The sequence below is a fragment of the Paenibacillus sp. S150 genome (genome assembly GCF_019352175.1).
Classification (GTDB): domain Bacteria; phylum Bacillota; class Bacilli; order Paenibacillales; family Paenibacillaceae; genus Paenibacillus_AQ.
Genome location: NZ_JACBYI010000065.1, coordinates 16206 through 28200, shown reverse-complemented (window position 1 = coordinate 28200; position 11995 = coordinate 16206). Strand labels below are relative to the sequence as shown.

Sequence of the window (11995 nt, the reverse complement as noted above, 5' to 3'; positions counted from 1 at the left end):
ACCCACGGATAGCAGTGTGCCAGCCGACGACTCGCATTTTGTCTCTATGCCCAAGGGATTGAACCCCCTTGGTTTAAGGGTGAAAAACAGGGGAATTGACAAATTCGTTCATAGCAGTGGAAAAAGTGAACCTAATTCTCACTTTCCCTTTTTTAGCTTGCGTTAGTGAAAAAAAAAGATCCCTAATCGATCCCTTTCAGGGGAATACGCCTAAATTAAGATGAACTTGAAACATTAATAAAAAGGGAGCAATCTTAGTGGTAAAAAGTACAACTAAGGTAGCGCATTCGGATACTGCATCATCCCTAGTGGGAAAAAGTACAACTAATCCGGCTGAAATCAGCCGTATGGGTTGAACGGGCCTCCATGAAGTGTACAAAATCCCACTAAAACCCGTTAAAGCCAGAATTCCAGCCCATTAGTGTTACTTTTTACACTTCGCTTCCGTTCCCTATGAACTCCTTGCGTTCCATCAGCTTGTTCAGGTTCTCCGGTTCAATTCCTATACGTTCAAATTACCTTTTTGGCTCAAAGCCAAAATCAGCGGTTGTGAATGAAGTCCGCTGCGGGTTCAGAGAGTTCTTCGACCGCTGTTAAAGCCCGATTTCCTGATTAGTATAAACTCATAGGTTGAAATCGTTCTTTAAAGGCAAACACTATCGTTTCTCCAGAATCCCTCTGACCCTCCGCTTTGTCCGCACATAGAGTCAACCCCTAATTTTTAGATTGAGCCTAATTTATAGCGTGAAACATATAAATTCTCTTATCATTAAATAAAGACGTTTGCCGGCTACCAGCAAACGCTTTTTCTGCTTCCCCTCCCCTGCGAAGCGGGGGGAACCTTTTGAGGTGATGCAAGCGGCGGAGGGGAAGCATGGATACTTACGGAGCGTTAGCGTCCGCCTGAAAGCTTTCCGCAGAAAAGCTCGCTTCGAAAGCATATGCGGTCTCCGGATTCCATCCGCTAAGAGCGGTATGAATCAAGGAATCTGGAGACGGGCAGCGGCCGGAAGTCCAAACCTTCCCCGCCGCCGCGCCTTCATCACCACACGCAGCTTTCCCTCAGCTCACTCCTACATCCTCCCCCCAGCACTTCGCCTTACTTCTTCGACGAATATTTCCGCATATCAAACGACACCGCCGCAATAATAATCAGACCCTTGATAATCAGCTGGTAGTACGGGCTGATGCCGATAAACGTCAGGCCGTAGTTGATCAGGGTGAAGATAATTACACCGACTAATACGCCAGGTACGGTACCGATACCGCCTGTGGTGGAGACTCCGCCGACTACGCAGGCGGCGATGGCGTCCAGCTCGTACATGTTGCCGTAGTTGTTCGTGGCGCCGCCTGTTCTGGCAGCCTCAAGCACACCGGCCAGACCATACAGGGCGCCGGCAATGGCATAAATATAGATCAGGTTCTTGGATACATTGATCCCGGATACCTTGGCCGCCTGCATGTTGCCGCCGATGGCGTACATGTTTTTGCCCAGCTTGGTTTTGTTGAACAGCACCCAGACAATGGCGGCGACTACCAGGGCTATGATGACGATATACGGCAGAGAGTATTTGCCGCTGCCTATGAAACCGGAGCCGATTCTGGTGAAATCGGGACGCAGACCGCCGATCGGCTGCGATTGGTTGGGGTCCATGTCAAAGTACAGGGAGTTCAGACCGTAGACAATCAGCATGGTGCCCAGTGTGGCGATAAAAGGCGGAACATTGAGCTTGGAGACGATAATACCGTTAATGAGGCCGCAGAGCAGACCGGCAATGATGGCGATCAGGATGGGCAGCCACACCTGAACCTGCGGAAGATCCGGGAAGAAGCGGCGGGAATAATCCGGTATTTGCAGCATTGAGGCAGAGATTACTGCCGTGAAGCCAACGACGCGGCCTGCGGACAAGTCCGTACCGGCCGTTATCAGAATAAAGGCAACCCCAAGTGCGATAATTACACGAGTCGACGATTGAATCAGCACGTCACGCAGGGTATTGATGGACATAAAGCTTGGCTCGTAGATGATAATCCCCATAATCAGCAGTACCAATACAATGTAAATCGCGTTTTGCGTGACGAAGGATTGCGCTCTTTTAACGTTCATTAGTAGTTTCCCCCTTAATGCTGTGCAGCGAGACGCATCACTTCGGTTTCCGTAGCCTGCTCGCCTTCCAGAATTCCTGTAAGCCTGCCTTCCGACATGACCATTACGCGGTCGGACATGCCGAGCAGCTCCGGCATTTCGGAAGAGATCATGATGATGCTTTTGCCTTGCTTCGCCAAATCGGCGATGATCGAATAGATTTCGAACTTGGCCCCGACGTCGATCCCGCGGGTCGGTTCATCCAGCAGGAGAACCTCGGGTTCTGTGAGCAGCCATCTGGCCAGCAGCACCTTTTGCTGATTCCCGCCCGACAGATTCATGATCTGTGTTTTCGTGGTCGGTGTTTTGGTGCGCAGCTTTTCAATCATTTTATCGACCTCAGCCTTTTTCTTCTTGCCGTCAAGCAGGAGATAAGGGGTCTTGTACCGGTCCAGATTCGCAATCGCCCCGTTCTCATGAACGGACAATACCGGAAAAATACCGGTTACACGGCGCTCTTCGGTAAGCAGGGCCAGACCGTGCTTCTTGGCATCCTGGGGCGATTGAATGCTGACTTTCTTGCCGTCAATGGAAATGCTGCCGGATTTAATGGCACGCAGGCCGAACAAGGCTTCGATAACCTCCGTCCGCTGTGCGCCGACCAGACCGCCGATGCCCAGAATTTCACCGCGCCGCAGCTCGAAGGACACATCCTTGAAGGATCTAGGTTCGGGAGAGGTCAGGCCCTCCACCTTCATGAAGACCTTACCGGGAACATTGGCGCGTTCAGGGAACCGGTTGGTCAGATCGCGGCCGACCATTCTGGAGATGATCAGATCGGTGGTCAGCTCCGCCGAAGGCCAGGTGCCGATCTTTTTGCCGTCGCGCATAATCGTTACTTCATCGGAGATTTCGAGAATTTCTTCCATTTTGTGAGATATATAAATAATGGCTACGCCTCTTTTTTGCAGATCCCGGATAATCCGGAATAAATGCTCTACTTCCACACTGGTAAGAGACGAGGTCGGTTCGTCCATTACTATGACCCGGGAATGAAAAGAGACGGCTTTGGCGATTTCGATAGATTGGATTTTGGATACGGACAGCCTGCCTACCAGGGTCTCGGGATTCAGATCGATATCCAGATCCTTGAAAAGGTTTTCAGTATCCGTATACATTTTCTTATGATCGATGAACTGAAGCGGTCCGAAGCCCTTAGTCGGGAACCGTCCCAGCCAGATATTCTCCATCACATTGCGGAACGGCACCGGGTGCAGCTCCTGGTGTATCATGGAAATCCCGTGGCCCAAAGCATCATTCGAGTTCGTAATATGTGCCTTTTCCCCGTCCAAAAAGATCTCACCGGCATCCGGTGAATAAATCCCGAACAGACACTTCATAAGTGTGGACTTGCCCGCGCCGTTCTCGCCCATCAGGGCATGGACTGAACCCGGTCTAACCTTGAGGCTGACGCCGTCCAGCGCCTTAACCCCGGGAAATTCTTTGGTAATATGGTTCATTTCCAGCAAAAATTCAGTTTTTGCCATGTTGTTACGCCCCCTACGCTTTTTTCTTTTTCCATGAGAGGCACAGCGGTTCCATCCTGCTCCCTACCCGTAAGGAATTCCGGGAAGCATCGCTGCTCCCCGGCATTATTTGTCTTAGACTTTATTTGGCGTCAGCCACATTGTCTTTGGTAATCTTCTTGTAGGAGATCCATACATATTGGTTGTCGGTGATGTCAAAGCCCACATTTTCCTTGGTGGGAGCTTCGCCTTTGGCCAGCAATGCTGCGAGCGTAATGGCCGCCTTTCCTTGGTTGTTAGCATCATTCAGCACCGTACCGAGCATTGTTCCATCCTGCAGGGCCTGAACCGCCGGAGCAGTTGCGTCAACCCCTACAACCGGCATGTACTTGTCACCGGTGAAGTATCCGGCCGCTTTCAGGGCTTCGATGGCACCGAGGGCCATGTCATCGTTGTTTGCAAGAACGGCTTCAATCTTGTCGCCATGGGAGCCTAGGAAGGCAGCCATTTTTTCCTGGCCCTTTACACGATCCCACATTGCCGTATCTTCAGCCAGCTTCTCTACCTTGATGCCGGCATCTTCAATGGCCTGGATGGAGTAGGTTGTGCGAAGCTCGGCGTCCTGGTGTCCGGGCTCGCCCTTCAGCATTACGTATTGGAGCACGCCGTCGCCGTTCTTGTCAGCTTCCGGGTGGGCCTTCCAGTAGTCCACAATCAGCTGGCCGGACATGGTGCCGGACTCTTCTGCCTTTGCGCCAACGTAGTATACTTTGTCCCATTTCTTCATATCTTCCGGAAGCGGTTCACGGTTCAGGAACACCACCGGAATATCTGCTGCCTTGGCTTTGTCGATAATGACGCCTGCCGCTGTACGGTCAACCGGATTGATCAGCATCCCGTCGTATTTCTTGGTTACGAACAGGTCAACCTTGTCGTTCTGCGTAGGCTGCGAGTTCTGGCTGTCTACGATGTCCACGGTGGCAATGCCTTTGGCAGCCGTGTCAATAGCGTTGCGGACACCGGTCATGAAGGTGTCATCAAATTTGTAGATGGCCACGCCGACCTTTGGAGTTTCACCAGCAGCACCGGAGTTTGCGCTGTTGGCAGCTTCTGCAGCGTTGCCTGTATTAGCCGTATCAGCATTGTTGCTGCCGCACCCTGCCAGAGCCGCCCCCAGCAAAGCACTGGCGAGTAAAACGGAAGTGATTTTTTTCATGATTATTTGACCTCCTGATGATTCTTCTTTTTAATTTTGCCCCGGTATGTCCCGGGCACATCCTTATTATGCCTGACGTGAAAACGGTTGCGAATATAAAATCCTACTCACTTTTATAAAAATTCTAATGATGTAAGCTTTCTACCGGACAAAGGGAAAAAGCAATTTCTGGTTCTCCGGATACAGCATGTTGTCCAGATCAATCAGCTTCGTGCCCGTATCCACCCGCTCCGGAACATCAATGCCCTCAGTGGCTTCAACTGCATATTTGACAGCCAGATAGCCGTTGCTGAAGGGATTCTGGATCACTGTCGCCTGAACCGTTCCGTCCTGCAGCATTTCCATCATCGATGGCGAGCTGTCAAAGGCAACCATCTTCAGCTGGCTGAAGCCCAGCTCCTGAACCACTTTGCCCGCCCCCTGCGAAGCTGTTTCATTCAGTGCGGCGATGCCGCGGAGCTTGGGGTGGTTGATCAGCATGTCCCGGGTCAGCCGCTCCGCATTGGCGGTGTTCGAAGAGGTATATGAAATCTGCACGACCTCCACGTTCGGATACCGGGCAGCGTAGTTCAGAAACCCTTTTTCCCGTTCATCCGCATCCCTGGCCCCGTAATCAATCGTCCCTGTAGAGCTGGGCTGGCCGTTCGTAGAATTGGTGAAGTTGATAATGCCGATCTCACCATACCCATGCAAAAGCTCAATCAGCCGTTCGGCGGATTTCTGCCCGGCCTCATAGCCGTTCGAGCCTACATAAGTCTTCACCTTGGCCGAGCCCACCTCCGCATCCACGGAAATCACCGGAATTCTGTAGTATTCCGCCTGGTCCACAACCTGGGCAAGTCCCATATAACTGCTGGCCGCAAGGATGATCACATCCGCCTTTTGCTTAATGGACTCCTCCACCATCGTAATCTGCTCATCTATATCGCTCTCCGAATCCGGAGCCTTGAAGGTCAGCTTTACATTGAACTCCTTGGCGGCAGCTTCCGCACCCAGCTTTACGGTGTTCCAGTAATCGCCCTTATTCATTTTTACAATCAAGTGGACATTGCGTGTTTTCGCTGTGCCGATATATGCCGGAGAGGTGCCCGTGCAGGAAGTGACCGCAAGTCCCAACACTATGCACAGCAGCAGGACAAGTCCTAAGCGCAAGCTTCTCATTATATGGATTCCCCCTTCTGTTCTTCCGGTCCCTCCCGGGCCAGAGCCGCAGGAAAGGAAACAGTAACTGTGGTGCCCTCTTCAAGCTCGCTCTCAAAGGCAAGTCCGTATTCCCGTCCATAGACCAGCCCGATCCGCTCATTCACATTCCGCACGCCCACGCCTGAACCGCTGCCGCTTTTACTGCTGCCGTTTAGAATCATGCCCAGTGTCTCCTTGCCCATGCCCAGTCCGTTGTCGCTGATCCGGATGACAATCAGGCCTTCACGCAGCTCCGCAGTTATGGTGATCAGACCTTCATCCGGCAGCATTTCAATGCCGTGGTAGAGGGCATTCTCGACAATCGGCTGCAGAATCAGCTTAATCGTCTGGTACGGCAGGACCTCGTCCTGCGCCTTGATCTCATAACGGAATTTATTTTTGAAGCGGAAGCTCTGAATCACCAGATAATGCCGGATGTGGTCCAGCTCCTCCTTCATGGTGATCATATTCTTCCCTTTGCTGAGACTGATCCGGAAAAACTTCGACAGCGACTGGATCATGGTCACCACTTCATCCGTTTTGCCGCGTTCTGCCAGCCGGATCACCGAATTCAGCGTATTGTACAGAAAATGGGGGTTGATCTGTGATTGCAGCACCTCCAGCTCACCCTTGCGCTTGGTTTCCTGCTCATAGATAATCTGGTCCATCAGCTGCCTGATCCGCTGCAGCATCAAGTTAAAGCGCCGCGACAGCTGCTCCACCTCATAAGCGCCGCTGACATTGATCGGCGTGTTGAGATCCCCTTCTCCAACAAGCTTGACGGTACGTTCCAGCTTGCGGATCGGACTGGCGATCAGCCAGGACAATAAGACGGATAACACGATCACCCCAAGAATAACGACGCCCAGAAACCAGGCCAAAAAATGGTTCAGGTCGCGCTTGGTCGTCACAATCTCATCGTAATAGGCCACACCGACAATCTTCCAGCCGGTCTGGGCCAGTGTGCGCACTGTAATAAAACGTTTCTCCCCTGTCGATTCGTCCAGGTAGCTGCGGTATTCATACTCCAGCACAGGCTCCACGTTCTCATACTTCAGCCCGGCATAGATCAGCTGCTGCTGCGGATGGTAGACAATGTTGCCCAGCGGATCTAGGATGTAAGCGTATCCCCGTTTGCCCAGCTTGACCTGACGGCTGAGCTCATCAATGGTGCGGAAGTTGAAGTCAATCAGCAGAATGCCGGTCTTGGCCAGCCCGTTCTCCCGGTACTCAATCATTTTGCTGATGGAGACGACCCAGGTGTAGTGTCCTTTGAACAGATTCTGGATATGTGGAGCGGAATAGGAGATCTCCGGGCTTTTGAGCGCCGAGGCGAACCAGCTCTGGCTCTGCAGCTGTGTGTTGAGACGCATGGTCTGGCCCGGAGTGCCGACAACATATTTCCCTTGCGGGGTGAACACCGCCACAGAGACCAGATCCTCGCGGCTGCTCATCAGCATATCCATCCGTTCTCCAAGCAGCGGAGCATCAATGGAAGGACTGGCTGTAATCTGTTCCTCCGCAGTTTCAAAAATACTGCCCATCCCTTTGACATACAGCTCCAGGTTATAATTCACCTGCTCGATGATCTGCTGCATGTTCATATTGGCGTTCTCTTCAGCCGTCTTGGCAAATTTGTTGTAGAGCATAAAACTGACGATCACTGCAACGAGCACTGTGACCGCCGTAAAGGTTAACGTAATAATGAGCTGGATACTCCGCAGCTTGGAGGGCAAGCGAAGCCTGCCCCTTTTGCGCGGCTGCGGGCGGAGCGGAAAAAAATAAGCCTTCGGCTTGTTCATGGCTTATCCTCCCCGGGAGCTGTTTTTGTACTCTTTGGGTGATTGCCCGTATTTCTTGCGGAAGCAGAAGCTGAAATAGTTCGGGTCGGCAAAGCCGATCCTTTCCGCGATTTCAAAAGCCTTCAGCTCTGTCGAGCGCAGCAGCTCCTTGGCCGCTTCAAGACGGATTTGCAGCAGATAGCTGACAAAGGTCATCTTCATTTCTTTTTTGAAAATGCTGCTGAAATAGCCTGTACTGATATGCAAATGCTGGCAGACCCTCCCGATGGAAATATCGGACTCCTCATAATGGCTGCGGATATAGTCCTTGGCCTGATCAATCAGCAGCTTGTAGCTGGACTGCCGCTCCGAGGCAATGGAATCCATGAGCCGGCTGCATACACCGATAATCCATTCCTTGGCTTCGCTCATATTGTTGAACTTATGAATTTCTGTCAGTGAAGAAATCCCCGTGCCGATAAAATCGCCCAGCTCGCTTCCCGACTCCTTGGCGACCCGCAGAATCGATGTGATAATCTCCAGCAGGAAGATCTGAACCTCCTGCGTGCTCACCTGCGCCGCATCAAGTCCTCCAAACAGCTCGTCCATAACCTCCTTCAGCTCCTGAAGGGTGCCCAGCTTGATGGTGCGGATCAGCGACTGCCGGGTCAGCTCATCATAAGCCAGCATATGTCCTGCCCGGGATTCCACATCTTCTATCCAGATCACTCTGTTGTTTCCAAGAATCAGACGATAATCCAGCGCCTGGAGCGCATCGCTGAAGGAATGGAACAAGAGGGACGGAGAGCTGCAGGCCGTGCCGGAACCCGCTGTCACCGTCAGCTTCAGAAAACGCTGCACGTTCTGGCGGATTTCTTCAAGAATGGCATAGGTCCTGCCGGTAATTCCCGTCTCCTCCTTCTCATCGCTGACCGAGAGCAGGACAACGTCATCCCGGTAAATGAATACTTTGCCGAAGCTGTGCCTGAGGCATATTTCCTCGGCAATATTCAGCACCGCGAAGAGCTGGAGATTTCGGTCTCCGGTGTCTCTAAGGGATACCGGCATGCCGGCGGATGCGGCATGCTCTGTGCCCTCACGGATATAATCCACACTGATCACTGAAGCCTGGAACAGTTTTCCGTCAAGGTTAATGCCGTATTCTGCACTTTTCTCGGCAATCTCCGCCGGACGGAGCCTGCGGGATACCAGCGAGGAGAGAAACTGCTCACGCAGCACCGGCAGGCTTTTGCGGTAATGCTCGCTGAGCACGAACACATTTTCCTTCTCGGCAATCTCCGCCTCAATCGCCGTCCTTACCTTAAGCAGAACATCAATCAGCTCTTGTGCGGAAAACGGTTTCAAAATATATTCATCAATCTGCAGCTTAATCGCCTTCTGGGCATACTCGAATTCATCGTAGCCGGTCAATATAATAATCTTCGTATTGGGATGACGGCTGCGAATCCACTCGGCCAGCTGCAGCCCGTTCATAAATGGCATCTGGATATCGGTAACGACCACATCCGGCAGCAGCCGGTCTATGGAATCTGCGGCTTCCCGCCCGTTCTCTGCCTGATCCACCACCTCAAACCCGTAGCTTTCCCAATCAATTTGCGCAATGATCCCTTCTCTTACATCCTCTTCGTCTTCGGCAAGAATCAATTTATACATCCTTCATCCCTCTTTGAGCCAGGTTTAGGTCATTCTACCCCATTCTAGCTGATTCGAACGGCTCAATCTATGGTTAAGTTAGGTGAAGCTGCCGCGGTGGAAATAGCGGGGCCCGCCGGAGGGTCACTTGTATGGAATTGAAGGGTTTTTCTTCAGGAATGCAGCGTGTTCTCAATCTGCGAGATTAGAGCTTATGCTGCAGTAAAGCCAATAGTGACAGGCCCGGAAATGTGCTGCACCGCTTCTACAGCTCCGGGCCTGGGAGTTGCACAAAATAACCCCACAAACCCCACAAAGTGGGGCCTTGGCTTCGATGATGACTCAGGTACCTTGCGGGGACCCCAAAACATCTAAATTCTTATCTTACAAGAAAGATGCCTATCGGCGTCCTATATAAGAATGCTGCCGTTTCAGTGGGGAGGAGAAGAATCATTTTCACGCTGATTCCTGCGTCCAGCCGGCTTCAGGCGAATTCAAAGGCACTTCTGCCTCTGATTTCACCGTCCAGCCGGCTTCGGGCGAATTCAAAGGTACTTCTGCCTCTGATTCCCTCTACCTGACCGCTGCGGCCAACGCAATCGCGCAGTTTGCTTGGCCGAAGTCCCGATCCATTCTTTCATACAACAGCGCAGCCGTGAAATAACGGATAAGCTTCGCTTCCCCCAATACATATAAATTCTGATCTTTCAAGCAGAAACGGCTGCGCCGCCCTTAATATAGGAAGCGTATGTTTCAGAAGCAGCGATATTATGCATCGCTTTCAGGTATCCGTTACAGCGAGATATAGAAGAATAATTTATAGCGTCCAGCCTATAAATTATATAAAAAAACCATCCCGCTTGAACCGGGATGGGATGATTGGTGCATATAAGATCTATAGCAATGATTTGTTGAAACGGTAGCCGGTGGTTTTTTCGAATCCGATATGACGGTAAAAAGCATGCGCCGGCGCACGCTCCACACGGTTGCCGCTTCTCAGGAAAAGCTGGCAGCATCCCTGCTGGCGGGCCCAATCCTCTGCTGCGGATACCAGTCTTTTGCCAAGCCCGTTGCCTCTGAGCTCCTCTGCTACAATCAGCGCGGTAATTTCCGTAATACATTCTGCATGCTTGTAATAGGATCTTACCTTCCGTAGTCCAACCATTCCCACAACTTCATTATCCAGTTCTGCAACGAGTGTGCAATTGAACGGATCATTCTCCATGTCTTCCATTCTTTCTTTCATCACGCTAAGCGTTGTCGGATAGCCGAATTCCCGCAGAAGGGCTGTCACTCTCTCCAGATCATTCAAGCCGCATTTGCGAATTTGCAGTACCTGCTCCTGAGTACTACTGTTCATCCTCAATTACCTCCACTTTTAGCATAGACGCCGCCTGCTTGGCTGCTGTCCGCGCGATTTCCACATCTTCCGCTGCACTTAACGCTACGGCCATCCGCCGTCCAGGGCGGAGCTCCGGCTTGCCGAACACCCGAACCTGTGTGCGGGGAAGCGCCAGCGCTTCGCCGATACCGGTTACCTTAAAGGCTTGTCCGGCTGTATCTGCCTTCAAAGTTGCCGATGCGCCCGGTGACAGCAATTGCACCCCGTCGAGCGGAAATCCAAGAATGGCTCTGACATGCAGAGCAAATTCCGATAAATCCTGAGTAATCATGGTAACCATGCCGGTATCATGCGGTCTGGGCGAGACCTCGCTGAACAGTACACCTTGATCTGTAAGAAAAAGCTCCACTCCAAAAATACCATACCCGCCAAGCTGATCCGTTACCGCTCTGGCGATCCCTTCAGCCTCGGCCAGCTGGGCTGCGCTCATGTGATGGGGCTGCCAGGACTCCACATAATCGCCGTCCTTCTGGATATGGCCGATCGGAGGGCAAAATACTGTGCCGCTGACAGAGCGCACCGTCAGCAGTGTAATCTCGCTCTCGAAGGTCACGAAGGCTTCTACAATTACCCTGGTGCCTTTGGCGCGCGCACCTTCGAGCGCTGTATTCCAGCAATTCTCTGCATCCTCCGGCTTCCTGCATACGCTCTGGCCCTTGCCGGATGAGCTCATGATCGGCTTAATCACGCAAGGTGTGCCAAGAATGTCCACGGCCCGGCGCAGCTCGTCCAGACTATCCGCGAAGCGGTAAGCGGCGGTCGGCAGGCCAAGCTCCTCGGCCGCAAGCCGGCGGATGCCTTCCCGGTCCATGGTCAGCCGGGCCGCACGGGCGGTGGGTACGACGAAGAACCCTTCTGCTTCCAGCTCCTGCAGCGCATGAGTGGCGATAGCTTCAATCTCCGGCACAATCAGATCCGGCTTCTCGGCGCGAATAAGCTTCTTCAGCGCTTCGGCATCGAGCATATCCAGAACATGGGAGCGATGGGCCACCCCCATCGCCGGTGCAGCTTCATAACGGTCCACAGCTACAGTCTCTACGCCAAGGCGTTGAGCTTCAATAATGACTTCCTTGCCCAATTCCCCGCTGCCCAACAGCAGCAGCTTACGGCTCTGGGCTGAAAAAGGAGCTCCCCACATTGTCGATTCCA

The 11995-nt window shown here is 52.3% G+C and carries 8 protein-coding genes; all 8 read right to left on the bottom strand.

Features of this window, described 5'->3' with window-relative positions; all coding sequences use genetic code 11:
* Nucleotides 1–1099: 1099 nt before the first annotated feature.
* The 8 genes from mglC to purT all read right to left on the bottom strand — a co-directional run bounded on the left by mglC (nt 1100) and on the right by purT (nt 11984).
* Nucleotides 1100–2107 (bottom strand): galactose/methyl galactoside ABC transporter permease MglC, encoded by a 1008-nt coding sequence (mglC, locus tag HYD27_RS30400; RefSeq protein WP_219221533.1) that lies wholly within the window; start codon nt 2105–2107, stop codon nt 1100–1102.
* Between the two features lie 14 nt (nt 2108–2121).
* Nucleotides 2122–3633, bottom strand: a complete 1512-nt coding sequence (locus HYD27_RS30395) for a sugar ABC transporter ATP-binding protein (RefSeq protein WP_219221532.1) — start codon at nt 3631–3633, stop codon at nt 2122–2124.
* Between the two features lie 121 nt (nt 3634–3754).
* The gene (locus HYD27_RS30390; RefSeq protein ID WP_219221531.1) at nt 3755–4828 is read right to left on the bottom strand and encodes a galactose ABC transporter substrate-binding protein; all 1074 of its coding nucleotides are present in this window, start codon (nt 4826–4828) and stop codon (nt 3755–3757) included.
* A gap of 141 nt (nt 4829–4969) precedes the next feature.
* A complete protein-coding gene (locus HYD27_RS30385) occupies nt 4970–5989 on the bottom strand; it encodes a substrate-binding domain-containing protein (protein ID WP_219221530.1) in 1020 nt (339 codons plus the stop codon).
* Entirely contained in the window at nt 5989–7812 is a 1824-nt protein-coding gene (locus HYD27_RS30380; protein WP_219221529.1) for a sensor histidine kinase, read from the bottom strand. The genes HYD27_RS30385 and HYD27_RS30380 overlap by 1 nt, the downstream gene beginning before the upstream one ends.
* A 3-nt stretch (nt 7813–7815) precedes the next feature.
* On the bottom strand, nt 7816–9465 hold the full coding sequence (locus HYD27_RS30375; RefSeq protein ID WP_219221528.1) for a response regulator: 1650 nt from the start codon (nt 9463–9465) through the stop codon (nt 7816–7818).
* A gap of 874 nt (nt 9466–10339) precedes the next feature.
* On the bottom strand, nt 10340–10804 hold the full coding sequence (locus HYD27_RS30370) for a GNAT family N-acetyltransferase (RefSeq protein WP_219221527.1): 465 nt from the start codon (nt 10802–10804) through the stop codon (nt 10340–10342).
* The gene (gene purT, locus HYD27_RS30365; RefSeq protein ID WP_219221534.1) at nt 10794–11984 is read right to left on the bottom strand and encodes a formate-dependent phosphoribosylglycinamide formyltransferase; all 1191 of its coding nucleotides are present in this window, start codon (nt 11982–11984) and stop codon (nt 10794–10796) included. The genes HYD27_RS30370 and purT overlap by 11 nt, the downstream gene beginning before the upstream one ends.
* Between the last annotated feature and the right edge of the window lie 11 nt (nt 11985–11995).